The 23,433-nt window shown below is 60.6% G+C and carries 22 protein-coding genes; 8 read left to right on the top strand and 14 right to left on the bottom strand.

The features are described 5' to 3' along the window. Window position 1: 1 nt before the first annotated feature. The 13 genes from lpxA to rpsB form a co-directional block, all read right to left on the bottom strand. Window positions 2-778: an acyl-ACP--UDP-N-acetylglucosamine O-acyltransferase gene (gene lpxA, locus HV822_RS13610; RefSeq protein WP_238870704.1), complete on the bottom strand. Its 777-nt coding sequence runs from the start codon at window positions 776-778 to the stop codon at window positions 2-4. Beyond that, complete coding sequence (gene fabZ / locus HV822_RS13605) at window positions 775-1,212, bottom strand: 3-hydroxyacyl-ACP dehydratase FabZ (protein ID WP_238870703.1); 438 nt, start codon at window positions 1,210-1,212, stop codon at window positions 775-777. Before fabZ ends, lpxA begins: the two co-directional genes overlap by 4 nt. Window positions 1,213-1,261: 49 nt before the next feature. Continuing rightward, window positions 1,262-2,323 (bottom strand): UDP-3-O-(3-hydroxymyristoyl)glucosamine N-acyltransferase, encoded by a 1,062-nt coding sequence (gene lpxD, locus HV822_RS13600; RefSeq protein ID WP_238870702.1) that lies wholly within the window; start codon window positions 2,321-2,323, stop codon window positions 1,262-1,264. Next, window positions 2,323-2,802, bottom strand: a complete 480-nt coding sequence (locus HV822_RS13595; RefSeq protein WP_396265164.1) for an OmpH family outer membrane protein — start codon at window positions 2,800-2,802, stop codon at window positions 2,323-2,325. The genes lpxD and HV822_RS13595 overlap by 1 nt, the downstream gene beginning before the upstream one ends. 71 nt (window positions 2,803-2,873) lie before the next feature. Beyond that, window positions 2,874-5,225: an outer membrane protein assembly factor BamA gene (gene bamA / locus HV822_RS13590; RefSeq protein ID WP_238870700.1), complete on the bottom strand. Its 2,352-nt coding sequence runs from the start codon at window positions 5,223-5,225 to the stop codon at window positions 2,874-2,876. Window positions 5,226-5,298: 73 nt separating this feature from the next. Further along, window positions 5,299-6,660 carry an RIP metalloprotease RseP gene (gene rseP / locus HV822_RS13585; RefSeq protein ID WP_238870699.1) on the bottom strand — a complete coding sequence of 454 codons (1,362 nt, stop codon included), beginning with the start codon at window positions 6,658-6,660 and terminating at the stop codon, window positions 5,299-5,301. A gap of 32 nt (window positions 6,661-6,692) precedes the next feature. Further along, complete coding sequence (gene ispC, locus HV822_RS13580) at window positions 6,693-7,883, bottom strand: 1-deoxy-D-xylulose-5-phosphate reductoisomerase (RefSeq protein WP_238870698.1); 1,191 nt, start codon at window positions 7,881-7,883, stop codon at window positions 6,693-6,695. After that, entirely contained in the window at window positions 7,880-8,695 is an 816-nt protein-coding gene (locus HV822_RS13575; protein ID WP_238870697.1) for a phosphatidate cytidylyltransferase, read from the bottom strand. The genes ispC and HV822_RS13575 overlap by 4 nt, the downstream gene beginning before the upstream one ends. Next, window positions 8,695-9,447, bottom strand: a complete 753-nt coding sequence (gene uppS, locus HV822_RS13570) for a polyprenyl diphosphate synthase (RefSeq protein WP_238870696.1) — start codon at window positions 9,445-9,447, stop codon at window positions 8,695-8,697. Before uppS ends, HV822_RS13575 begins: the two co-directional genes overlap by 1 nt. Window positions 9,448-9,497: 50 nt before the next feature. Continuing rightward, window positions 9,498-10,055: a ribosome recycling factor gene (gene frr / locus HV822_RS13565; protein ID WP_238870695.1), complete on the bottom strand. Its 558-nt coding sequence runs from the start codon at window positions 10,053-10,055 to the stop codon at window positions 9,498-9,500. Window positions 10,056-10,059: 4 nt separating this feature from the next. Next, the gene (gene pyrH, locus HV822_RS13560; RefSeq protein ID WP_238870694.1) at window positions 10,060-10,794 is read right to left on the bottom strand and encodes a UMP kinase; all 735 of its coding nucleotides are present in this window, start codon (window positions 10,792-10,794) and stop codon (window positions 10,060-10,062) included. Between the two features lie 185 nt (window positions 10,795-10,979). Continuing rightward, the gene (gene tsf, locus HV822_RS13555; protein WP_238870693.1) at window positions 10,980-11,849 is read right to left on the bottom strand and encodes a translation elongation factor Ts; all 870 of its coding nucleotides are present in this window, start codon (window positions 11,847-11,849) and stop codon (window positions 10,980-10,982) included. Window positions 11,850-11,987: 138 nt separating this feature from the next. Continuing rightward, window positions 11,988-12,725 (bottom strand): 30S ribosomal protein S2, encoded by a 738-nt coding sequence (gene rpsB / locus HV822_RS13550; protein WP_238870692.1) that lies wholly within the window; start codon window positions 12,723-12,725, stop codon window positions 11,988-11,990. A gap of 283 nt (window positions 12,726-13,008) precedes the next feature. Here rpsB and map point away from each other — a divergent pair, with 283 nt between their 5' ends. Genes map through dapD form a run of 5 tightly spaced genes read left to right on the top strand, consistent with a single transcriptional unit; the run spans window position 13,009 to window position 19,152 of the window. Next, the gene (gene map / locus HV822_RS13545) at window positions 13,009-13,797 is read left to right on the top strand and encodes a type I methionyl aminopeptidase (protein ID WP_238870691.1); all 789 of its coding nucleotides are present in this window, start codon (window positions 13,009-13,011) and stop codon (window positions 13,795-13,797) included. A 34-nt stretch (window positions 13,798-13,831) separates the two neighbouring features. Then, a complete protein-coding gene (locus HV822_RS13540) occupies window positions 13,832-16,531 on the top strand; it encodes a [protein-PII] uridylyltransferase (protein ID WP_396264889.1) in 2,700 nt (899 codons plus the stop codon). Window positions 16,532-16,540: 9 nt separating this feature from the next. Further along, a complete protein-coding gene (gene dapC, locus HV822_RS13535) occupies window positions 16,541-17,737 on the top strand; it encodes a succinyldiaminopimelate transaminase (RefSeq protein ID WP_238870689.1) in 1,197 nt (398 codons plus the stop codon). A 2-nt stretch (window positions 17,738-17,739) separates the two neighbouring features. Then, entirely contained in the window at window positions 17,740-18,093 is a 354-nt protein-coding gene (locus HV822_RS13530) for an ArsC family reductase (protein ID WP_238870688.1), read from the top strand. Between the two features lie 24 nt (window positions 18,094-18,117). After that, window positions 18,118-19,152: a 2,3,4,5-tetrahydropyridine-2,6-dicarboxylate N-succinyltransferase gene (dapD, locus tag HV822_RS13525; RefSeq protein ID WP_238870687.1), complete on the top strand. Its 1,035-nt coding sequence runs from the start codon at window positions 18,118-18,120 to the stop codon at window positions 19,150-19,152. A gap of 244 nt (window positions 19,153-19,396) precedes the next feature. On the opposite strand, the gene tcdA is transcribed toward dapD, so the two are convergent. Beyond that, window positions 19,397-20,179: a tRNA cyclic N6-threonylcarbamoyladenosine(37) synthase TcdA gene (gene tcdA / locus HV822_RS13520; protein WP_238870686.1), complete on the bottom strand. Its 783-nt coding sequence runs from the start codon at window positions 20,177-20,179 to the stop codon at window positions 19,397-19,399. A gap of 200 nt (window positions 20,180-20,379) precedes the next feature. Here tcdA and rlmF point away from each other — a divergent pair, with 200 nt between their 5' ends. From rlmF to HV822_RS13505, 3 genes are all read left to right on the top strand, one after another. Continuing rightward, window positions 20,380-21,336, top strand: coding sequence for a 23S rRNA (adenine(1618)-N(6))-methyltransferase RlmF (gene rlmF / locus HV822_RS13515; protein WP_238870685.1), 957 nt, complete (start codon window positions 20,380-20,382; stop codon window positions 21,334-21,336). Window positions 21,337-21,470: 134 nt separating this feature from the next. Continuing rightward, on the top strand, window positions 21,471-22,607 hold the full coding sequence (gene dapE, locus HV822_RS13510; RefSeq protein ID WP_238870684.1) for a succinyl-diaminopimelate desuccinylase: 1,137 nt from the start codon (window positions 21,471-21,473) through the stop codon (window positions 22,605-22,607). Then, on the top strand, window positions 22,607-23,410 hold the full coding sequence (locus HV822_RS13505; protein ID WP_238870683.1) for a putative RNA methyltransferase: 804 nt from the start codon (window positions 22,607-22,609) through the stop codon (window positions 23,408-23,410). Before dapE ends, HV822_RS13505 begins: the two co-directional genes overlap by 1 nt. Window positions 23,411-23,433 lie beyond the last annotated feature (23 nt).

The following is a 23,433-nucleotide window of genomic DNA, read 5'->3' as shown; positions in this document are numbered from 1 at the left end:
GTCAGCGCGTGATGCCGCGGGTCGACTCGTTGATTGAGGCGCAGTACAGCGCTACTTCGGGGAACTGTGCGGCGGCCTCGGCCAGCTCGGACATAGCCTGGGCGGTTGTCAGACCTTGGCGGTAAACCACCTTGTAGGCACGGCGCAGGGCGCTGACCAGCTCGGGCGAGTAGCCACGACGGCGCATGCCCTCGAAGTTCATGCCGTGGGCGCTGGCAGGGTTACCGCCCACCATCACAAAAGCTGGAATGTCCTTGAACACGGCGCTATTGGCTGCGCTCATCGCAAAGGAGCCGATGTGACAGAACTGGTGCACGGTGGTGTAGCCACCGAGAATGGCGCCATCACCAATATGCACATGGCCGGCAATGGTCGCGTTGTTGGCCATGATGATGTTGTCGCCGACCACACAGTCGTGCGCTACATGAACATAGGCCATCAGCAAATTGTTGCTACCAATACGGGTGACACCCTCGTCCTGCACCGTACCACGATGCAGGGTACAGCCTTCACGGATGACGTTATTGTCGCCAATCACCAGTCGGGTCGGCTCGCCGTTGTACTTCTTGTCCTGACACTCCTCACCCACCGAGGCAAACTGGAAAATCCGGTTGTTGCGCCCGATGGTAGTGGGCCCCTTGATGACCACATGCGAGGCAATACGACTGCCGGCGCCAATCTCGACGTCCGCACCGATCAGGCTCCAGGGACCGACCTCAACGTCGTCGGCCAGCCGCGCTGCGGGGTCAACAATCGCCAGAGGGTGAATACGACTCATATCTTGCGTTCCGCACAAATAATTTCGGCCGAGCAAGCCTCTTTACCATCCACGGTAGCACGGCAGGCAAATTTCCAGATGCCGCGCTTATCGCTCAGGTAAGTCGCTTCCAGCTGCAGTTGGTCGCCAGGCACAACCGGCTGGCGGAAACGCAACTTGTCGGAACCAACAAAATAATAGAGCGTGCCTTCAGAGGGCTTTACACCCATCATCTTAAAGCCCAGCAAGCCAGCCGCCTGCGCCATGGCCTCGATGATCAGCACACCAGGCATGATCGGGTGCTGCGGAAAGTGGCCGTTGAAAAAGGGCTCGTTGACCGAGACATTCTTGTAGGCTCGAATGCGCTTGCCTTCAAGATCCAGCTCCAGCACTCGGTCCACCAACAGGAAAGGGTAACGGTGCGGCAGGTATTCTTTGATTTCGTTGATATCCATGTATCGCTGGCCTTGCAGAAAATAATAAAGGCGCCCATACGGGCGCCGGTCAGGCGTTTGATGAATCAGAAGCCGCCTGAGTCACCTGTTCGATCTGTTTCTCCAACTGCTGGAGACGTTTGGCCATGCCGTCGAGCTGACGAATACGCGCGGCGCTTTTCTTCCACTCGCCGGCTGGCTGCATCGCAGTACCGGAGGAGTATGCCCCTGGCTCGGTAATGGAGCGGGTCACCATGGTCATGCCACTGACGAAGACGTTATCGCACACCTCAATATGCCCGACCATGCCCACGCCACCGGCAATCATGCAATGCCGGCCGATGCGCGTACTACCGGAGATACCGACACAGGCCGCCATGGCAGTGTGATCGCCAATCTGGACGTTGTGCGCAATCTGAATCTGGTTGTCCAGCTTGACGCCGTTTCCAATGACAGTATCTGCCAGCGCGCCGCGGTCGATGGTCGTGTTGGCGCCGATTTCAACGTCGTCACCAATGCGCACGCCGCCAATCTGGGCAATCTTCTGCCAAGTGCCGCTCTGACTGGCAAAACCAAACCCCTCGGAACCGATCACCGCACCTGACTGAATGACCACCCGTTCACCGATACTGACGTCGTGATACAGGGTCACTCGAGGCGCCAGCCAGCCGCCATCCCCGATACAGGAGCGCGCCCCAACAAAACACTGCGCGCCAACGCTGACACCAGCACCAATCACTGCATCGGCCTCAACAACCGCACCGGGGCCAATGCTGGCTGTGGCATCAACCCTGGCACTGTCAGCCACCACAGCACTTGGATGCACGCCCGCGTCGGCGCGTGGTTTGCGATCAAAGCGGTGAGACAGCCGCGCGTACGCCAGGTAAGGATCAGGAACGATCAACGCATTGCCGGCATAACCATCGGCGTCCTGCGCTGTCAGCAAGACGGCACTGGCGCGACTATCAGCCAGGTATTTGCGGTACTGGGCATTGGCAAGAAAGGTCAACTGACCGGGTTCGGCGTCCTGCAGCGTCGACAGGCCGACGATCTGGATTTCCGGATCCCCAACGAGCTGCGCGCCGAGCTCTTCAGCCAGGCGCGCAAGGGACAGAGATTGATCAACGCTCATCAGCGGCTGCTATTCAGGCGCTCGATAACCTGACGGGTAATATCGAACTGCGGCTTGACTTCAACTACGCCGCCACGGTCCAGCACCAGGTCATAGTTACCTGCATTAAGTACAGCCTCAACAGCAGCGTCCAGCTTGGGCTTCAGCGTTTCCAGCATCTGACGATCAGACTGGGCCTTGGCTTCGTTCAGCTCGCGGGAAGCCAGCTGATACTCGCGGGCCTTTTGACGAAACTCCAGATCCAGCTTTTCAGCTTCACTCTGGGCCAGCTGTTGCCCGTCACGCTGCAGGCGCTCCTGCAGACGCTTGGCTTCGGCCTCAAGGTTCTTTACTCGCTGCAGCTGGGAGCCAAACTGCGACTCGGCATCAACAGAGTATTTCTTGGCCGCGTCTGATTCCAGCAACGCCATCTGATAATCAAGAACAGCGATTTTCATTTCGGCGGAAACCTGGAAGCTGGCCATGACCAGCATTGACATAACAGCCACGCGCGTAAACTTACCCACTCTGCTACTCCTGATTACGATTGCTCGATATTGTTTGATTGACGTCAGAACGACTGACCAAGGGTGAACTGGAACACCTGGGTGTCATCGCCCGAATCGCTGTTGAGCGGCATGGCCAGGCTGAAGCCCAGCGGGCCCAACGCGGTCAGCCAGGACAGACCAACACCGACGCTGTAACGCAGTTCACCAAGGTCGACTTCGCCACAACCGGGGTTGGCGTCGCCTTCAACGGTCACCTTCCGCGTGCACTGGGTATCGTATACGTTACCCACATCGAAGAACAGAGCAGTACGCAGAGAGCGCTGATCCTTTACGAAAGGCGCCGGGAATACCACTTCAGCGCCACCGGTGATTTTGATGTTACCGCCGAAGGGCAGCGATTCCTGGTCAGGGTCAGCCGCGTTAGGCGTACTTTTTGGACCCAGGGTACCGTCCTCGAAACCACGAACCGAGCCGATACCACCGGCGTAGTAGTGCTCATAGAACGGCATCTGGTCAGTACCACCCAGCCCGCGACCGAAGCCCAGGTCAGTATGCAGGCGCAGAGTCAGGTCTTCGGTCATCGGGAAGAAGCGCTGAGCCTTGTAGTCCATGGTGTAGAACTCCAGATCGCTGCCCGGTACGGTCACGCGCCACGACAGGTTCTGGGAGTAACCACGATCAGGGAACACGCCCCGGTTCAGGGTGGTTTGCGACCAGGATGTATCAAAGAACAGGTTGGTGAAGTTGTCGCCTTCGTTCCGGAGGAAGTCGAGAATCTCCTGCACCGTATAGACGCCGCTCTTGATCTTGTCGTGCTGGGCGCTCATGCCAAAGGACAGGCGCGAGTTGTCGCTGATCGGGTAACCGAAGTTGAAACCCGCACCGTAGGAGTCAACCGCGTAGCTGGTGACATCAACATCCAGCTCGTCGTAGTCGGTAGTGCGGTAGAACGCGTTGTAACCGAAGCTCAGACCGTCGACGGTGAAATACGGGTCCATAAACCCGAAGGACAGCGAGGTCTGGTAGTCCGAGCGGTTGGCGCCGATGCTGACCCGGTTACCGGTACCGAAGAAGTTGTTCTGACTGATTGAGCCACCGAGGATGATCCCCGAGCTCTGCGAGAAACCGAGGCTGGCGGTCACCGAGCCTGAAGGCTGCTCTTCCACGCTGTAGTTGACGTCAATCAGGTCATCGGCACCCGGCACCGGCACGGTCTCGACGTTAACTTCCTTGAAGAAGCCCAGACGCTCCAGACGTGTCTTCGATTGATCGATCAGGTAGGTAGAGGCCCAGCCCCCTTCCATCTGGCGCATCTCGCGACGCAGCACCTGGTCTTCAGTCTTGGTGTTGCCACGGAAGTTGATGCGATTGACGTAGGCGCGCTTGCCTGGGTCGACGTAGAAGGTGACCGAAACGGTCTTGTCTTCTTCGTGAATCTCGGGAATGCCGTTGACGCTGGCGAAGGTATAACCCTCGTTACCCAGGCGGCGGCTGATCAGGTCGGATGTGGAGGTCATTACCTGACGGGAGAAAATCTGACCCGGCTCGACCAGCATCAGACGCTGCACCTCAGACTCGGCCACCACCAGATCACCGGAGAGGCTGACATCACGAATGCTGTAGCGTTCGCCTTCGTTGATATTGACGGTAACGTAAACGTGCTTCTTGTCCGGCGTGATCGAAACCTGGGTAGACGCCACATCCATGTTGATGTAGCCACGGTCCAGGTAGTAGGAGCGCAGGCGCTCAAGGTCACCGGCCAGCTTCTCACGCGAGTACTTGTCATCGTTGCGCAGGAAGGACAGCCAGCCGCTGGTCTTCAGCTCAAACAGGTCGACCAGATCTTCAGTCGGGAAAACGGTATTACCCACGACGTTGATATGAGAGATCGAGGCAACCGAGCCCTCATCAATAATGATTTTCAACGCCACGCGATTGCGCGGTTCGGGAATCACCTGCGCGTCGATGTCCGCCGAATAACGGCCCTGGGCGACGTACTGGCGCAGCAACTCGTTGCGCACGCCCTCCAGGGTCGCGCGCTGGAAGATCTCGCCCTCGGCCAGGCCAGCTGCACTCAAGCCGGTCAGCAGATCTTCGCTCTTGATGGCTTTATTGCCTTCAAGCTCGATGGACGAAATAGAGGGGCGCTCGACCACGTTAATGACCAGTACATTGCCGTCGCGGCCCAGCTGAATATCCTGGAAGAAACCGGTACGGAACAGCGCGCGGGTGGCATCAACCAATTCCTGATCATCGACCTCGTCACCGATATTCAACGGTAGAGAGGTAAATACGCTACCAGCAGACACCCGCTGCAAGCCATTAACGCGAATATCGGAGATCTGGAAGGCGTCTGCAAAGGCGCCCTGCGCCATCAACATGGAGAACAGCGCAGGCAATAGGTAACGTTTCATGAAATCCGTTCTGAGTCAGCTGATTGAAGTCTTAATCTGCACGCTGGCAGCTCGTATTCAGGCAGTGCACGCGTCAGCCGCCGAGGCGACTAATATCGTTATAAATGGCAAACAGCATGACACCCACGATCAGGCTCAACCCGATCTGCAGCCCCCATGTCTGAATTCGCTCGGAAAGAGGCTTACCCCTGATCCACTCGGCCACGTAGTACACCAGGTGACCACCATCCAGAACCGGTATCGGCAGGAGGTTCAACACCCCGAGACTGATACTCAAGTACGCGATAAAGCTAAGAAAACTCTCGAGCCCCGACTTGGCCGAAGCGCCCGCCACTTTAGCAATGGTTATCGGGCCACTCAAGTTTTTTGCCGAGACCAGCCCGGTCAGCATCTTCTTCAGAGAGTCCAGAGTGAGGACTGTCATTTCCCAGGTTTTATTTACCGCAACCGGCACCGCCACCAGGGGGTTGTAGCTGATTTGGCGCCGCATATGCGGGGGCATTTCGACCCCTTCCACACCGGCACCCACGTACCCCACTACAACGTCATTGGCAGCTTTCGGGCGTGGTGTCAGGGCAATCTCAAACCGCTCGCCGTCGCGTTCGACCAGAATATCCAGGGTTTGTTGCGCGCTCGCCTGAATTGCCGGCACGACCTGGGTCAGCCAGTCGCTGACCGGCTCGCCGTCGATTGCCAAGATCAAATCTCCCGGCTGCAGACCAGCCTCGGCTGCGGCGCCATCACTGGCTACCTGGCCTAGTCGCGGCGGAATTTCCGGCTGCCAGCTGGTCAGGCCCAGCGCCGCCATCGGGTCGGGCTCCTCGACGCCTTTGAGCCAGTCATCCAGACGCAACTGGTAACGGGTCTCGACGCCCCCTTCAAAGGGTTTTGCTATCACTTCCAGCGTACCGCTTTCGCCAAGCCGGCGAATCAACTGCAGATTAACGTCCTGCCAGGTGCGGATCGATGTGCCGTCGACGCTGGTCAACTCCAGCCCGGAGTGCAGGCCCGCTTCAGCAGCCGGCGTACCCTGCGGCACAGGGCCAAGCACCGGAGCAATGGTGCTGAAACCCACCACAGCGACAATCCAGAACGCCACAATAGCGAGCAGAAAGTTGGCAATCGGGCCGGCGGCGACCACCGCAATGCGCTGCTTGACGGTTTTGCGATTGAAAGCCTGGTCCAGCTCGTGCTCAGCAACGGGCGCTTCGCGCTCGTCCAGCATTTTGACGTAACCGCCCAAGGGAATGGCGGCGATGGCATATTCTGTACCCTTACGGTCGTGCCAACGCACCAGCGCCGGACCAAAACCGATAGAAAAGCGCAGCACCTTGATGCCACAGCGCCGGGCCACCCAGAAATGTCCGTATTCGTGAATGGTGACCAGCAGCCCCAAGGCAACCACAGTAGCCAACAACGTAGACAGCAGATCCATTCAATACCTCACAAGGCGGCGCAGACCACCTATCAACAAGACTTGCCTCGCGTGCGCACCCATCGCTCGGCACAAGTGCGTGCCGAATGATCGACCGCCATGATGTGCTCAAGCTCACGTACCGGCTCACCCGGCAAGCGCGACAACGCGTCCTCGATAATAACAGGGATATCGACAAAGCCCACTCGGCCATCAAGAAAGGCCTGCACCGCCACCTCGTTGGCAGCATTGAGCACCGCGCAGCTAGTACCGCCGGCAGCGGCAGCCTCGCGCGCAAGGCGCAGGCAGGGGAAGCGCAGCGGATCCGGCGCTTCAAAATCCAACCGCGCGGTCAGCAGCAGGTCCAGTGCGCTAACACCGGAATCTATACGCTCCGGCCACGCCAGCGCATGGGCGATCGGTGTGCGCATGTCAGGATTACCGAGCTGCGCCAGTACCGAGCCGTCGACGTAGTCGACCAGCGAATGCACGACGCTTTGCGGGTGTACCACGACTTCGACCTGATCAGGATGGGCGTCGAACAGCCAGCAGGCCTCAATCAGCTCCAAACCCTTGTTCATCATGCTGGCAGAATCGACAGAAATCTTCTGCCCCATCGACCAGTTCGGGTGTGCACAGGCCTGGGCCGGAGTTACGTTGGCCAGCTGCGCTTGCGAAAAACTACGGAAAGGCCCGCCCGAGGCGGTCAACAGGATACGCCGCACACCGACGCGCGCCAGACCATCAGCATAGTTACCGGGCATGCACTGGAAGATCGCGTTGTGCTCGCTATCAATCGGCAACAATTGGGCACCGGAGGCCTGCACGGCCTGCATGAACAGCGCGCCCGACATCACCAGCGCTTCCTTGTTGGCCAGCAGCACCCGCTTACCGGCCTGCGCGGCCGCGAGCGTCGGCCGCAGACCGGCGGCACCCACGATCGCCGCCATCACAACGTCAACCTCGGGGGCCGCAGCAACCTCGGTCAGCGCAGCCGCTCCCCAACTGACCTCGGTACCCAAGCCGGCTGCGCGTAGCGTCTGCTGCAGAGCAGATGCCTGCTCGGCAGTCGCGACCACGGCGCGCTGCGGGCGATACTGACGGCACTGTTCGGCCAGCTCGGTCATACGACTATGGCCGGTCAGAGCGTGTACACGATAGCGCTCGGGATGACGGGCGATCACATCCAGGGTGCTAACACCAATTGAACCGGTCGCCCCCAGTACCGTTACCGACAGGGTCACGCCAGACGGCTCCCGAGCACCAACCAGACTGCGACATACATGGGAATGGCCGCCGCCAGACTATCAATGCGATCCAGCACACCGCCGTGGCCAGGCAACAGGCTGCTGCTGTCCTTGAGACCTTCTTCGCGCTTGAACAGGCTCTCGGTCAGGTCACCAACCACAGAAATCAGCACCACCAATGCGGCGCCCACCAGGCCAAGCAAAATAGACTGCAGCCCCCAGCCAAGGTAGAGCATGGCGGCCAGCGCCAGGGAAAGACTCAGGGCCAACCCACCAAACAGTCCTTCCCGGGTTTTGCCAGGGCTGACATTGGGCAACAGCTTGTTACGACCAAACGTCTTACCGGCAAAGTAGGCGCCAATGTCTGCACCAAACACCAGCACCGCCAGACCCAGCAGCATCCAGAGGCCTTGTTCCTGGGCACGCAACCAGACGATACCCGCCCAAGCAGGCAGCAATATCAGCAAACCGAACAGCTGACGCACAAAACTGCCCCGCCACAAGCCGCCGCCGTTGGGGTAGCGCAGAATCATCACTGTCGCCATGCACCACCAGACCAGTGCCGGCCCGACGAAGAAGGCAATCGGCCAGGCATCGCGATATAGCCCGACCATAAACAGGCCAAGAGTAGCGGCGTAGACAACGCGACCCGCCTGACGGGTTTCGCCGCAGAGTCTGGCCCACTCCCAGGCCGCCAGCGCCACGATGGCACCAATGAAGAAGGCAAACCACGCGCCTTGCAGAGCGACGAAGCCAGCAATCGCGGCAATCGCCAGAATGACCCCGGTAATAACCCGTTGCTTGAGCATCAGGACCCCGCTGCTATCTGTTCGCTGGTTTTGCCGAATCGGCGTTGACGACCGGCAAAATCGGCCAACGCCTCACGCAGGGCTGCCTGCTTGAAGTCGGGCCAATAGAGGTCGGAGAAATACAGCTCGGCGTAGGCCAGCTGCCATAACAGGAAGTTACTAATGCGCTTCTCGCCGCCTGTGCGAATGCACAGATCCGGCAGCGGCAGGTTGGCGGTGCTCAGGCGCGCCTCCAGCTGCTGCTCAGTGATCGAGTCCAACGTGCGCTCACCGCGCACTGCCTCCTCAGCCAACGTGCGCGCCGCCTGGGCAATATCCCACTGGCCACCGTAGTTGGCTGCAATCACCAGCGTCAGGCGACTGCCTTGGGCGGTTGTCTGCTCAGCCTGCTCCATTGCGACCTGCAGCTCAGGGGCAAAACGGCTGCGATCACCGATGATCTGCAGCCGCACGCCATTCTCTCGCAACTTGCGAACCTCGCGGCGCAAGGCGCCGAGAAACAGCTCCATCAGCGCGCCAACCTCGTCTTCCGGGCGGCGCCAGTTTTCGCTGGAGAAAGCAAACAGGGTGAGAACCTCTACCCCATCCTCAAGGCAGACCTCAATCATCGCCTTGACGGCATCCACGCCAGCCTTGTGGCCGGCAACGCCTGGCATCAGACGCTTGCGGGCCCAGCGGTTGTTACCATCCATGATGATGGCAACGTGACGGGGCAGGCTTGCATCCTTGCCGGCGGGGTTTGTCTTGTTCATTCGTTACTCTTGCAGCTGATAGCCTTGGTGTCTGTTGAGATCATCAGACTCTAGATGGCCATCAGGTCCTTTTCCTTGGCTTCCAGCACCTTCTCGATCTCGGCAACGAACTTGTCAGTCAGCTTCTGGATCTCGTCGGCAGCGCGACGCTCTTCGTCTTCGCTGATCTCTTTTTCCTTCTGCAGATCCTTCAGCTGACTCAAGGCGTCACGACGGATGTTGCGGACAGCAACACGACCGCCTTCAGCCTCGGCGCGAGCCTGCTTGGTGTAACCTTTGCGGGTTTCCTCGGTCAGTGCCGGCATGGGGACCCGGATGGTGGTGCCGGAGGTAGCCGGGTTCAGGCCCAGATCAGACATCATGATGGCCTTCTCGACCGCCTGAATCATGCCCTTGTCAAAAACACTCAACGCCAGGGTGCGGGCATCTTCGACGTTGACGTTGGCAACCTGGCGCAGCGGTGTATCGGCGCCGTAGTAGGACACCATGATGCTGTCCAGCAGGGCCGGATGCGCACGACCGGTACGAATCTTGGCGAAGGCGTGCTCCAGCGCTTCGACGGACTTCTTCATGCGCTCCTGCGCGTCTTGCTTGATTTCGTTGATCATTGACTCAACCCTCGATCAGTGTTCCTTCGGCGCTGCCGACTACCGCATTGAGCAGCGCACCGGGTTTGTTCATGTTAAACACCCGCAGGGGCATATTGTGGTCACGGATCAGGCAAATGGCCGTCAGATCCATGACTTCCAGCTTGAGGTCCAGTACCTGGTCATAGGTCAAACTGGCAAACCGCTCGGCGTTCGGATCCTTCATCGGGTCAGCGTTGTAGACGCCGTCCACCTTGGTTGCCTTGAGCACCAGATCAGCATCGACTTCGATGCCGCGCAGGCAGGCTGCAGTATCGGTGGTAAAGAAAGGGTTGCCCGTGCCGGCGGAGAATATTACCACGTCACCACTGGCCAGGTAGCGCATTGCCTTGCGGCGATCGTAATGCTCGGTGACACCTTCCATGGTAATGGCGGACATAACGCGGGTCTGGATATTGGAGCGCTCCAGCGAGTCGCGCATCGCCAGGCCGTTCATCACCGTCGCCAGCATGCCCATGTGATCACCGGTCACCCGGTCCATGCCAGCCGCGCTCAGCGCCGCGCCGCGGAACAAGTTACCACCGCCAATCACCAGACCAACCTGCACACCAATACCGATCAACTGACCGATCTCCAGCGCCATGCGGTCGAGCACCTTGGGATCGATACCGAAATCCTCGGTCCCCATCAGGGCCTCACCGCTGAGCTTGAGAAGGATGCGCTTGTACTTGGGTTGGCGGCTACTGGGCACCTGGGCCATGCTTGACTCTCCTGTTCGGGAATGGAGAAAGACTCAACGAGTTGCACCAGACCACACGGGCGCGAACTTGTTCAGTGTTTCTTGAAAAAGAGGCTTCACGCCTGCGCGGGAAGCCTCTCATATCAACCTTGTCGCCCCCACTTGACGGCGGGGACGGCGCACCGGTCAGCGTGCACTATAGCGTATTACTGCTTGGCAGCAGCCAGCTGAGCGGCAACTTCGGCAGCAAAGTCGGCCTCGGCACGCTCGATGCCCTCACCCACTTCAAAACGCACGAAGGAAACAACCTCAGCACCGGCCTTCTTGGCCAGCTCGCCAACCTTGACGTCCGGATCCTTAACGAAGGGCTGCTCGATCAGGCTGCCTTCGGAAACGAACTTGTTCAGACGGCCCTTGACCATGTTCTCAACAATGTTTTCCGGCTTGCCGGCGATCTTGTCAGCGTTCAGCGCCAGGAAGATCTCTTTCTCTTTGGCAATCGCTTCCTCGGAAACCTGAGAGGCATCCAGGAACTGCGGGTTGCTGGCAGCAACGTGCATGGCGATGTCGCGAGCCAGCTCTTCGTTGCCACCCTTCAGGGTAACAACCACGCCGATGCGGTGACCGTGCAGGTAAGCACCCACAACATCACCCTCAACACGGGTCAGGCGACGGATGTTGACGTTCTCACCGGTCTTGGCAACCAGCGCTTCGCGGGCAGATTCCTGCTCAGCGATCAGCGGGGCAGCATCGGTGTAGCCAGCGTCAACCGCCTTATCCAAGCTGGCGGCTACGAATGCCTTGAAGTCTTCCTGCAGAGCCAGGAAGTCGGTCTGGGAGTTGACTTCGATAATCACTGCGGACTTGTTGTCAGCAGCAACCTTGACAGCGATGGAGCCTTCAGCGGCAATGTTGCCGGCTTTTTTGGCAGCCTTGATGGCGCCAGAAGCGCGCATATCATCGATCGCCTTCTCGATATCGCCTTCAGCGGCAACCAGGGCCTTCTTGCATTCCATCATGCCCTGACCGGTGCGCTCACGCAGTTCTTTGACCAGTGCTGCAGTAACTTCTGCCATGGACTCTTCCTCACATAACTGGATTAGTTCCTGCTTCCTTTTCAAAGCAGGAAGCAACGAATCATCTTGCGGTAAACATATTGCAAAAAGGGGGCAAGGCCCCCTTTTTGCTACGGCGTTGTATTAGCCGTATGCACCTCAGCCTTCAGAGGCTTCCGGAGCAGCTTCTTCCACGAACTCGTCGGCAGCGCCGGAGTTACTCTTGCCGCGCAGCACTGCGTCAGCAACAGCGGCAGCGTACAGCTTGATAGCGCGGATAGCGTCATCGTTGCCGGGGATGACGTAATCAACGCCTTCCGGGCTGCTGTTGGTATCAACGATGCCGATGACCGGGATACCCAGCTTGTTGGCTTCGGTGATGGCGATGCGCTCGTGCTCAACGTCGATAACGAACAGGGCATCAGGCAGACCGCCCATGTCCTTGATACCACCCAGGCTGCGATCCAGTTTTTCCAGATCACGGGAGCGCATCAGCGCTTCTTTCTTGGTCAGCTTGGCGAAGGTGCCGTCCTGGGACTGAACTTCCAGGTCACGCAGACGCTTGATGGACTGACGGATGGTCTTGTAGTTGGTCAGCATACCGCCGAGCCAGCGGTGATCAACATAGGGCTGACCTGCACGAGCCGCTTCATCAGCAATGATCTTACTGGCAGCGCGCTTGGTGCCAACGAACAGGATCTTGTTCTTGCCGGCAGCCAGCTTCTCCACAAAGCCCAGGGCTTCGTGGAACATCGGCATGGTCTTTTCCAGGTTGATGATGTGAATCTTGTTGCGAGCGCCGAAAATGAACTTGCCCATTTTCGGGTTCCAGTAACGGGTCTGGTGGCCGAAGTGCGCACCGGCCTTCAGCATGTCGCGCATAGATACTTGAGTCATGATTACTCCAATAAGTCGGGTTAGGCCTCCACGCATCCCAGCATCCAACCCCGAAGGGCACCCAGGACACCGTGTCGATACGTGTGCGGTTTTAGGTTGATTCGCCAAGCGAGCCACTAGGCTGATTGCTCGGCGGGGCGCTTTATACCACATCCCCCATCGCGAATAAAGCTTTGCCCTGACACGAGCGACGCACGGGCCGCTCAACAGCACGGCGCAGGTCTGTTAGAATCCGGGGTTTTTCCATCATCGCCAGCCGGCGCCCAATCGAGAGAGTCCAGCCATGACCGTTACCATCAAGACCGCTGAAGATATTGCCGGCATGCGCGTTGCCGGCCGCCTGGCGGCCGAGGTTCTGGAGATGATCGGCGAGCACGTCCAGCCCGGCGTCACCACCGAAGAGCTCGACCGCATCTGCCATGACTACATCGTCAACGTGCAGAAAGCCATTCCCGCCCCGCTGAACTACGGCGGCGCACCGGGCCGCATGCCCTTCCCCAAGTCCATCTGCACCTCCATCAATCACGTTGTCTGCCACGGCATCCCGAACGAGAAGCCGCTGAAGAACGGTGATGCGCTGAATATCGACATCACGGTTATCAAAGACGGCTATCACGGCGACACCAGCAAGATGTTTATGGTCGGCGACACGCCCGAATGGGCGCAGCGTCTGGCGCAGGTAACCCAGGAGTGCCTGTACAAGGGCATCTCTGTGGTGCGACCGGGTGCACGTCTGGGAGACATTGGCGCCGTCATTCAGGAACACGCGCACGCCAACCGCTACAGCGTGGTGCGCGAGTACTGCGGCCACGGCATCGGCAAGGTATTTCATGAAGACCCGCAGGTGCTTCACTACGGCCGGGCCGGCACCGGCATGGAGCTGCAGGAAGGCATGACCTTCACCATCGAACCCATGATCAACCAGGGCCGCCCGGAAACACGTCTGCTCGGCGACAACTGGACCGCCATCACTAAGGACCGCAAGCTGTCCGCGCAATGGGAGCACACCATTCTGGTCACCGCCGATGGTTACGAAGTACTGACCCTGCGCACCGAGGAAAGCTTCCGCTGAGTCGCTGTACGGCTACCTGCCGAGGAACTGAATGATGGATGACGCGCTTTTCGACCCCGGCCAGTTTCAGGCCGAGCTGGCAATCAAGAGCAGCCCGATAGCGGCCTTCAAGAAGGCCATTCGTCAGGCTGACAACGTCATAGCGCAGCGTTTTACCGATGGCCGCGACATCCACCAGCTGATCCACGAACGCGCCTGGTTCACCGATCAGATTCTGCAGCAGGCCTGGGCCCGGCTGGACTGCGCCAGCAACCCGGGCATTGCCCTGCTGGCCGTAGGCGGCTACGGCCGCGGCGAGCTGCATCCACATTCAGACATCGACTTGCTGATTCTGCTGCGCGGCGATGCCGAACCCTTTCGCGACGCCATCGAAGCCTTTCTGCTGCTGCTCTGGGATATTGGCCTGGAGGTCGGCCAGAGCGTGCGCAGTATCGAGGAGTGCCAGCAGGAGGCGGCGGCGGACATCACCGTCATCACCAACCTGATGGAATCGCGCACCCTGGCCGGCGACGAGGCACTGCGTCAGGAGATGATGACAGCCATCGGCACCGACCACATGTGGAACGACGCCGAGTTCTTCCGCGCCAAGCGCGCCGAGCAGCAAGCACGCCACGCCAAGTTCAACGATACCGAATACAATCTGGAGCCCAACGTCAAAAGCTCGCCGGGCGGGTTACGCAATATCCAGACCATTGGCTGGGTTGCCCTGCGCCACTTTGGCACCAATGACCTGCGCGAACTGGTGCAACAGGGTTTTCTGAACGAGCCCGAATACACCATCCTGGCCGACGGCCGCGCCTTCCTCTGGAAGGTGCGCTTCGCCCTGCACATGCTGGCCGGCCGCGCCGAGGACCGGCTGCTGTTCGACCACCAACGCGCCCTGGCCAAGCTGCTCGGCTATGAAGGCACCGACAGCAAGCTGGCTGTCGAGCGCTTCATGCAGAAGTACTACCGCGTGGTGATGTCGTTGTCGGAGCTGAACGATTTGCTGATGCAGCACTTCGAGGAGATCCTGCTGCGCAATGCCGAGGCAGCGGACATTCGCCCCCTCAACAGCCGCTTCCAGGTACGCAACCACTACATCGAAGTCACCAACCCGAACGTCTTCAAGCGCACCCCCTTCGCCATTCTGGAAATTTTCCTGCTGATGGCGCAGAACCCGGACATTCGCGGCGTGCGGGCCGACAGCATTCGCCTGCTGCGCGACCACCGCCACCTGATCGACGACAACTTCCGCAGCGACATTCGCAACACCAGCCTGTTCATTGAGCTGTTCCGCTGCAAGGAAGGCATTCACCGCAACCTGCGCCGCATGAATCGCTACGGCATCCTCGGCCGCTACCTGCCCGAGTTCGGCAAGATCGTCGGCCAGATGCAGCACGACCTGTTCCACATCTATACCGTGGACGCGCACACGCTGAACCTGATCAAGCACCTGCGCAAGCTCAGCTGGCCCGAGTATCAGGACCGTTACCCGCTGGCCTGGCGCATCTTCTGCCGCCTGCCCAAGCCGGACCTGTTGTACATGGCCGGGCTGTACCACGACATCGCCAAGGGGCGCGGCGGCGACCATTCGGAGCTGGGCGCGGTCGACGCCGAGCTGTTCTGCCAGCGCCATCACCTGCCGGCCTGGGATACCCACCTGGTCAGCTGGCTGGTCGAGAACCACCTGTTGATGTCCACTACAGCGCAGCGCAAGGACATTTCCGACCCGCTGGAGATCCACGACTTTGCCACCAAGGTCGGCAACCAGGTGCGGCTCGACTATCTCTATGTGCTGACCATTGCCGACATCAACGCCACCAACCCGACGCTGTGGAACTCCTGGCGCGCGTCCTTGCTGCGCCAGCTCTACACCGAAACCAAGCGCGCGCTGCGCCGTGGCCTGGACAACCCACCAGACCGCGAGGAGCACATCCGTCAGACACAGCAGGCGGCGCTCGACATTCTGGTGCGCAACGGCGTAGACGAAGAAGATGCCGAAGCCCTCTGGGTTGAGCTGGGTGATGATTATTTTCTGCGTCACACCGCCAGCGACGTGGCCTGGCACACCGAGGCCATTGCCCAGCACGGCCAACGCCAAAGCCCGCTGGTGCTGATCAAGGAAACCGCCCAGCGCGAGTTTGAGGGCGCGACTCAGATCTTCATCTATACCCCGGAGCAGAACGACCTCTTTGCGGCGACGGTGTCGGCGATGGATCAGCTCAACCTGAGCATTCAGGATGCGCGCATCATCACCTCCACCAGCCAGTTCAGCCTGGACACCTATATCGTGCTGGATTCCGACGGCGGCTCGATTGGCGACAACCCCGAGCGCATTCGCCAGATCAAGCGCGACCTGATCGACGCCCTCTCCGACCCGGACGCCTTCCCGACCATCATCCAGCGCCGGGTACCGCGCCAGCTCAAGCACTTTGCCTTCGCCCCCGAGGTCACCATTTCCAATGACCCGAGCGGGCAGCACACCATTCTTGAGCTCAGCGCACCGGACCGCCCAGGCCTGCTCGCCCGCATGGGCCGCATCCTGCTGGACTTCGACATCAGCGTACAAAACGCCAAGATTGTTACCCTCGGCGAGCGCGTGGACGACGTGTTCGTCATCACCGACGCCAACAACCAGGCGCTGTCGGACCCACAGCTGTGCCAGCGCCTGCAGCAAACCATCATCGACACACTCAGCAGTACCCAGCCGACCGCGCAGGAGTACAGCAGCCCCATCGCCATCGGCCCCTGAGGACACACAATGAATCACGACCTGCAGCGCCTGCAGCCCTACCCCTTTGAAAAGCTGCGCGCCCTGATCGCCGACGTTACCCCGAACCCGGCGCTGCGCCCGATTTCGCTGTCGATTGGCGAGCCCAAGCACCCGTCACCGCCGTTCGTACTGCAGGCGCTGGCCGACAACCTAAACCAGGCAGCGGTCTACCCGACCACCCAGGGCAAGCCCGAGCTGCGTCAGAGCATTGCCGACTGGCTGACCAAGCGCTTTGCGCTATCTGCCGGCAGCTTGGATATCAACAGCAACATCATTCCGGTCAACGGCACCCGCGAGGCGCTGTTTTCCTTCACTCAAGCGCTGATTGCGCGCGACCCGCAGGGCCTGGTGGTCAGCCCCAACCCCTTCTATCAAATCTACGAAGGGGCGGCGTTTCTGGCGGGCGTGGAGCCGCACTACCTGGCTTGCGACGGCAGCAACGGCTTTATTCCGGACTTCAGCGCTGTTCCGGCCGAGATCTGGCAGCGCTGCCAGCTGCTATTCATCTGCACACCAGGCAACCCGACCGGCGCGGTAATTCCGCTGGAAGCCCTGCAGCAGTTGATCAAGCTGGCAGACCAGTACGACTTTGTCATCGCCTCCGACGAGTGTTACAGCGAAATCTATGCGCCAGACGGCCCTGCACCGGTTGGCCTGCTGCAAGCCTGCGCCGCCATGGGCCGCAACGACTACGCCCGCTGCGTGGTATTCCACAGCCTGTCCAAGCGCTCCAACCTGCCAGGGCTGCGCTCCGGCTTTGTCGCCGGCGACGCCAGCCTGCTCAAGCCGTACCTGACCTACCGCACCTACCACGGCTGCGCCATGCCGGTTCACAGCCAGATCGCCAGCATCGCCGCCTGGAATGACGAGGCCCACGTCGCCGACAACCGCGCCCAGTATCAGGCCAAGTTCGACGCTGTTCTTGCCATTCTCGGCGACGTGATGGACGTTGAGCGCCCCGACGCCGGGTTCTACCTGTGGCCCAAAACACCCATCGACGACGAGACCTTCACCGCCCGGCTGCTGGCCGAGCAGAACGTCGCCGTAGTGCCCGGACGTTACCTGTCACGGGAAATTGATGGTTATAATCCCGGCGCCGGACGGGTCCGCATGGCGCTGGTCGCCCCGCTGGACGAGTGCATTGAAGCAGCCGAACGCATCCGCGACTTCATCAGGAGCCTGTAAGCATGATCACCCTGTACGGCATCAAGGCCTGCGACACCATGAAAAAGGCCCGTACCTGGCTGGACCAACATGGCGTCGACTACCAGTTTCACGACTACAAGACCCAGGGCATCGACGCCGAACGGCTGCAAGCCTGGTGCACTGAGCACGGCTGGGAAGTGATCCTCAACCGCAAGGGCACCACCTTCCGCAAGCTCGACGATGCGGACAAGGAAAACCTCGATACAGACAAGGCGGTTGCGCTGATGCAAGCCAACCCCTCGATGATAAAAAGACCGGTACTGGATATCGGCTCACAGCGCCTGGTCGGCTTCAAGCCGGAGTGGTATGCCAGCGCGTTTGAATCCAATGCATAGCACTAGCATCAAAGGAACCGCCCCATGAGTGAATGTTTCAGTCTGGCCTTTGGCATCGGCACCCAGAACAGCGCAGGTGATTGGCTGGAGGTGTTCTATCCTCAGCCCCTGCTCAACCCCAGCAACGCCCTGATCGACGTGGTCAAGGCTGAGCTTGGCTATGCCGAAGGCAACCAGGCCATCAGCTTTGCCGCCAACCAATGCGGCGCACTGAGCCAGGCACTGAATGCGGCCGGTTTCAGCGAGCAGGCTGCACTGGTCGCACAGATGGCCGACAGCGCTCGCCCGCTGGTCGCCACCGTACTGGCCAGCGACGAAGCACCCAGCTCCACGCCGGAAGCCTACCTCAAGCTGCACCTGCTCTCGCACCGTCTGGTCAAGCCGCACGGCGTGGTGCTGGCCGGCATCTTCCCGCTGCTGCCGAACGTTGCCTGGACCACTGAAGGCGCTATCGACATCAGCGAACTGCCGCAGCGCCAGATGGCTGCCCGCATGAAGGGTAACTCGCTGGTTGTACACAGCATCGACAAGTTCCCGTCCATGACCGACTACGTGGTGCCGGCCGGCATCCGCATCGCCGACACCGCCCGTGTGCGTCTGGGCGCCTACGTGGGCGAAGGCACCACCGTCATGCACGAAGGTTTCATCAACTTCAACGCCGGTACCGCAGGCACCAGCATGGTTGAAGGCCGCATCTCTGCTGGCGTATTCGTTGGCAAGGGTTCCGACCTGGGCGGCGGTTGCTCCACCATGGGCACCCTGTCCGGCGGCGGCAATATCGTCATCTCCGTGGGCGAAGGCTGCCTGATCGGCGCCAACGCCGGTATCGGTATCCCGCTGGGCGACCGCTGCACTGTTGAAGCCGGTCTGTACATCACGGCCGGCATCAAGGTCGCGCTGCTGGACGACGCCGACAACCTGGTCGAAATCGTCAAGGCCCGCGACCTGGCCAACCAGTCCGACCTGCTGTTCCGCCGCAACTCGCAGACTGGCGCCATCGAGTGCAAGACCAACAAGAGCGCGATTCAGCTGAACGATATGCTGCACGCCCACAACTGATCGCGTTGTGAGAGCTGCAAGCGGCAAGCGATGAGCTGCCAGCAGTCCGCGAAGAGGCCCGTGCCGGTGATCGGTTCGGGCCTTTTTTGTGGCTGGAGGCTGGAGGCTGGAGGCTGGAGGCTGGAAGGTCAGGATCTGGGCGGGCGGGCTTTTTCCGTGCTGCTTCCGTATCAGGCAAAACAGCCACTTACCCGGATAAACGGCTTCCAGCTTCCAGCTTTAAGCTTCCAGCCCGCTTGCTGCGCTAGCGCAGCAAGCGCTGCACCGCCTGCGCGGCAGCCACCATCCCGAAGGTAGCCGTGACCATGGTGACCGCACCAAAGCCGCCGGAGCAATCCAGCCGCACGCCCTCGCCGACGAAGGATTTCTGCGTGCAGACGCTGCCATCGGGCTTGGGATAACGCAGTTGCTCTTTCGAGTAGACGCAGGGTACGCCGAAGCTGCGCTTGCTGTCGGCGCGGGGGAAGTTGTGGTCGCGGCGCAGCAGGGAGCGTGCCTTGGCGGCCAGCGGATCGTTCACAGTCTTGGACAGGTCCGCCACGGTGATCTGCGTCGGATCAATCTGCCCACCCGCCCCTCCGGTGGTGATAACCGGAATCTTGCGGCGGCGGCACCAGGCAATCAGCGCCACCTTGGCATTGACGCTGTCGATGCAATCCACCACGCAGTTGATATCGTCAGTGATCAGCTCGGCCAGATTGTTGGGCGTGACAAAATCCATCACCGCGCGCACCTCACAGCTCGGGCTGATCGCCCGCAAACGCTCGGCCATTACTTCAACCTTGGGCTTGCCGACCTGACCATCCAGCGCGTGCAACTGACGATTGACGTTACTGACGCAAACTTCGTCCATGTCGATCAGGCTGATACGACCAATACCACTACGCGCCAGTGCTTCCGCAACCCAACTGCCAACCCCGCCAATGCCGACCACCACCACATGGCTGGCGGCCAGACGCGCGAGCGAATCGGTACCATACAAACGGCCAATTCCAGCAAAACGGGGGTCTTCGGTAATCATGGGCATCCTCCTGCGGCGGCACAGTATACCAGCGCCCTCTTGCGCTGCATTGCGCAAAAAACAGCCAGTTCTGCGCAGCCACCAGCCCTACTGGCATTGGCATGGATATCCTGCAGTTATCCACAGCTTCATCCCCAGCTTCTGTGAACAACGGGTGACAGCGCTGGCTCCGCGTGGGATGCTCCGGCGCTAACCTAGGAGTCAACATGCGCCGCCGCCCGTCCAAGTCACCGACCCTGCACCCACGCAACCGCTACCAAGGGCGCTACGACCTTGCCCTTATTGCGCGCAAGTACCCGCTACTAAAGGACTTTTTAGTAAACGGCAAGGATGGGCAAGCAAGCATCGACTTCGCCGACCCGGCCGCCCTGCGCTGCCTCAACGGCGCCCTGCTGCAGCATTGGTATCAGATTACCGACTGGCAGATACCCACAGATGCGCTGTGCCCACCGATCCCCGGGCGCGCCGACCTTATCCACCACCTGGCCGACCTGCTCGCCAGCAGCCACGATGGCGTTATTCCCAAGGGAGAGCGTCTGCGCGGCCTGGATGTGGGCACCGGGGCCAATCTGATTTATCCGCTGATCGGCAACGCCGAATACGGCTGGCAATTCGTTGGGAGCGACATCGACGCTGAGGCGTTGGCTATCGCCGAGCAGATACTCACAGCCAACCCAAGCTTGCAGGGGCAGATTGCGCTGCGGTTGCAGAGCGACGCCAAGAGCATCTTCGACGGTATCATCAACAGCGAGGAGCAGTTCGATTTCACCCTGTGCAATCCGCCCTTCTACGCCAGCGCCAGCGAGGCGCAACAGGCCAATGAGCGCAAGTGGCAGGGGCTCGGCAAAGCACCTGCCGGCCGCAACTTCGGCGGTCGCGCCAATGAGTTGTACTGTGACGACGGCGAGGCGGGCTTTCTGCAGCGCATGGCCGAGCAAAGCAAGACATACGCATCGCAGGTGTTCTGGTTCACGACGCTGGTCGCCAGCGCAGCCAGCCTCAAAGCGCTGCCCGAACAACTGCGCGGCCTCGGCGCTACCGACATTCGCATCATCGACATGGGCCAGGGCAGCAAGCGCAGTCGCCTGCTGGCCTGGACCTTTCTCGGCAAGAAGCAGCGCCGGGCATGGCGTCGAGCGCGCTGGCCCGACACGCGAATCTAACCAGCCCATGCCGCTCTCGGCCACAGACTGGAAACGAGTGGTGGTCACCTAGGCAAGCTGCCCTGATCAAGCGGGAAGAGCGCCGCATGACTCTGGTATGATGGCGCCTTTCTCTGCCCAGACGAACCGGAACCATGACTGAGCTATCCCCTACCCTGCAGCTGGCCTGCGAGCTGATCTCCCGCAATTCCACCACCCCTGAAGACGCTGGCTGCCAGCAACTGATGGGCGAGCGTCTGGCGGCGGTTGGCTTTGAACTGGAGTCGCTGCGCTTTGGCGAGGTCGACAACCTGTGGGCGCGCCGCGGTAGTGAAGGCCCGGTACTGTGCTTTGCCGGTCACACTGACGTGGTACCGACTGGTCCGGTCGAGCAATGGCAAACCAACCCCTTCATCCCGCAGATCGTTGACGGCATGCTGCACGGGCGCGGCGCGGCCGATATGAAAGGTAGTCTGGCGGCAATGGTAGTGGCGGTTGAGCGCTTTGTTGCTGCTCACCCGGAGCACACCGGCTCTATCGCTTTTCTGATCACCAGTGACGAGGAAGGCCCGGCGACCGAGGGCACCGTCAAGGTAGTCGAGACACTGGTCGAACGCGGTGAAAAGGTCGACTGGTGTATCGTCGGTGAGCCCTCCAGCACCGAGCTGGTGGGTGACATCGTCAAGAACGGCCGCCGTGGCTCGCTCAACGCCCGCCTGGTCATTCGCGGCAAGCAGGGCCACGTGGCCTATCCGCATCTGGCGCGCAACCCGATTCATCTGGCCGCCCCCGCCCTGGCCGCGCTGGCTGCCGAAGTCTGGGACGAAGGCAATGCTTTCTTCCCGCCGACCAGTTTCCAGATTTCCAACATCCACTCCGGCACCGGTGCCACCAACGTGGTGCCGGGCGAGCTGGAAGCGCTGATCAACTTCCGCTTTTCAACAGAATCCACCGTCGAAGGTCTGCAACAGCGGGTGCGCGACCTGCTGGACGCACATGGTCTGGAATACGAGCTGCACTGGACCCTATCCGGCCTGCCGTTCCTGACCGAGCCGGGCGCGCTGCTGGACGGCGTCTCTGCGGCAATCAAGCAGGTCACCGGCCGCGACACGCAGCCGTCGACCTCAGGCGGCACCTCGGACGGCCGCTTTATCGCCACCATGGGCACCCAGGTGGTGGAATTGGGCCCGGTCAACGCGACCATCCACCAGGTCAACGAGTGCATCAAGGCCGCCGACCTCGATCTGCTGACCGATATTTATCAGGTCACGCTGGAACGGTTGCTGACCTGATGCTGCAACTGATCTGCCCCCATTGCCGCGCCCCGCTGAGCAACGTTGAGCGCCAGTGGAGCTGTCCGGCTGGGCATAGCTACGACCAGGCCCGTCAGGGTTACCTTAACCTGCTGCTGGTGCAGTTCAAGAACAGCAAGCAGCCGGGCGACACACCGCAGATGCTGGCCAGCCGTCAGGCATTTCTCGACGCTGGCCACTATCAGCCGGTCAGTGATGCGATCAACCAGGCGTTCATCGAGGCAAATCCTCAGACGTTGCTCGACATGGGCTGCGGCGAAGGCTACTACACCGAGCGGCTGGCCACTGCACTGCCCGACACGACCATTGGCGGCTTCGACATCAGCAAAGACGCCATCATCAAGGCCTGCCGACGCAGCCGAGCCATTCGCTGGATGGTGGCCTCCAGCGCCCGGTTACCGGTCGCAGACCAGAGCCTGGATGCCGCCCTCAGTGTGTTCAGCCCCTGGTCTGCCGACGAATGCCTGCGTACCGTCAAGCCCGGTGGCCGGGTGCTGATCGTCGGCCCCCACGGTGACCACCTGCTGGCCCTGCGCGAGCGCCTGTACGACCAGATTCACCCGACACCTGCGCTGATCAAGTCACTACCCGACGGCCTGCGCGTCGCCTCCGAGCAGACCCTGCGCTATCCTCTGCAACTGACAGGCGAAGATCTGGGCAACCTGATCGGCATGACGCCGCACGGTGTGCGCAGCCGGCCCGAGCGCCAGCAAGCCATCACCGAGCACGGTATCGAGGGGCTGGAAGTGGCCATGAACATGGTCACGCTGGAACGTTGCTGACAAGAACACTGCCAAGGAGTAGC

This window comes from Halopseudomonas maritima (genome assembly GCF_021545785.1).
In the GTDB taxonomy this organism is placed as follows: Bacteria; Pseudomonadota; Gammaproteobacteria; order Pseudomonadales; family Pseudomonadaceae; genus Halopseudomonas; species Halopseudomonas maritima.
Note: the sequence above shows the minus strand (reverse complement) of the source record. Positions and strands in the feature narration are given on the sequence as shown.

Excerpts from the sequence above, each read along its gene's own strand:
- fabZ (WP_238870703.1), bottom strand. The coding sequence starts at position 1,212 with ATGGATATCAACGAAATCAAAGAATACCTGCCGCACCGTTACCCTTTC.
- map (WP_238870691.1), top strand. The coding sequence starts at position 13,009 with ATGACCGTTACCATCAAGACCGCTGAAGATATTGCCGGCATGCGCGTT.
- rpsB (WP_238870692.1), bottom strand. The coding sequence starts at position 12,725 with ATGACTCAAGTATCTATGCGCGACATGCTGAAGGCCGGTGCGCACTTC.
- rlmF (WP_238870685.1), top strand. The coding sequence starts at position 20,380 with ATGCGCCGCCGCCCGTCCAAGTCACCGACCCTGCACCCACGCAACCGC.
- uppS (WP_238870696.1), bottom strand. The coding sequence starts at position 9,447 with ATGAACAAGACAAACCCCGCCGGCAAGGATGCAAGCCTGCCCCGTCAC.
- HV822_RS13540 (WP_396264889.1), top strand. The coding sequence starts at position 13,832 with ATGGATGACGCGCTTTTCGACCCCGGCCAGTTTCAGGCCGAGCTGGCA.
- HV822_RS13505 (WP_238870683.1), top strand. The coding sequence starts at position 22,607 with ATGCTGCAACTGATCTGCCCCCATTGCCGCGCCCCGCTGAGCAACGTT.
- HV822_RS13530 (WP_238870688.1), top strand. The coding sequence starts at position 17,740 with ATGATCACCCTGTACGGCATCAAGGCCTGCGACACCATGAAAAAGGCC.
- HV822_RS13595 (WP_396265164.1), bottom strand. The coding sequence starts at position 2,802 with ATGTCAATGCTGGTCATGGCCAGCTTCCAGGTTTCCGCCGAAATGAAA.
- HV822_RS13575 (WP_238870697.1), bottom strand. The coding sequence starts at position 8,695 with ATGCTCAAGCAACGGGTTATTACCGGGGTCATTCTGGCGATTGCCGCG.
- frr (WP_238870695.1), bottom strand. The coding sequence starts at position 10,055 with ATGATCAACGAAATCAAGCAAGACGCGCAGGAGCGCATGAAGAAGTCC.
- bamA (WP_238870700.1), bottom strand. The coding sequence starts at position 5,225 with ATGAAACGTTACCTATTGCCTGCGCTGTTCTCCATGTTGATGGCGCAG.
- lpxA (WP_238870704.1), bottom strand. The coding sequence starts at position 778 with ATGAGTCGTATTCACCCTCTGGCGATTGTTGACCCCGCAGCGCGGCTG.
- dapC (WP_238870689.1), top strand. The coding sequence starts at position 16,541 with ATGAATCACGACCTGCAGCGCCTGCAGCCCTACCCCTTTGAAAAGCTG.
- pyrH (WP_238870694.1), bottom strand. The coding sequence starts at position 10,794 with ATGGCCCAGGTGCCCAGTAGCCGCCAACCCAAGTACAAGCGCATCCTT.
- tcdA (WP_238870686.1), bottom strand. The coding sequence starts at position 20,179 with ATGCCCATGATTACCGAAGACCCCCGTTTTGCTGGAATTGGCCGTTTG.
- dapD (WP_238870687.1), top strand. The coding sequence starts at position 18,118 with ATGAGTGAATGTTTCAGTCTGGCCTTTGGCATCGGCACCCAGAACAGC.
- tsf (WP_238870693.1), bottom strand. The coding sequence starts at position 11,849 with ATGGCAGAAGTTACTGCAGCACTGGTCAAAGAACTGCGTGAGCGCACC.
- dapE (WP_238870684.1), top strand. The coding sequence starts at position 21,471 with ATGACTGAGCTATCCCCTACCCTGCAGCTGGCCTGCGAGCTGATCTCC.
- lpxD (WP_238870702.1), bottom strand. The coding sequence starts at position 2,323 with ATGAGCGTTGATCAATCTCTGTCCCTTGCGCGCCTGGCTGAAGAGCTC.
- rseP (WP_238870699.1), bottom strand. The coding sequence starts at position 6,660 with ATGGATCTGCTGTCTACGTTGTTGGCTACTGTGGTTGCCTTGGGGCTG.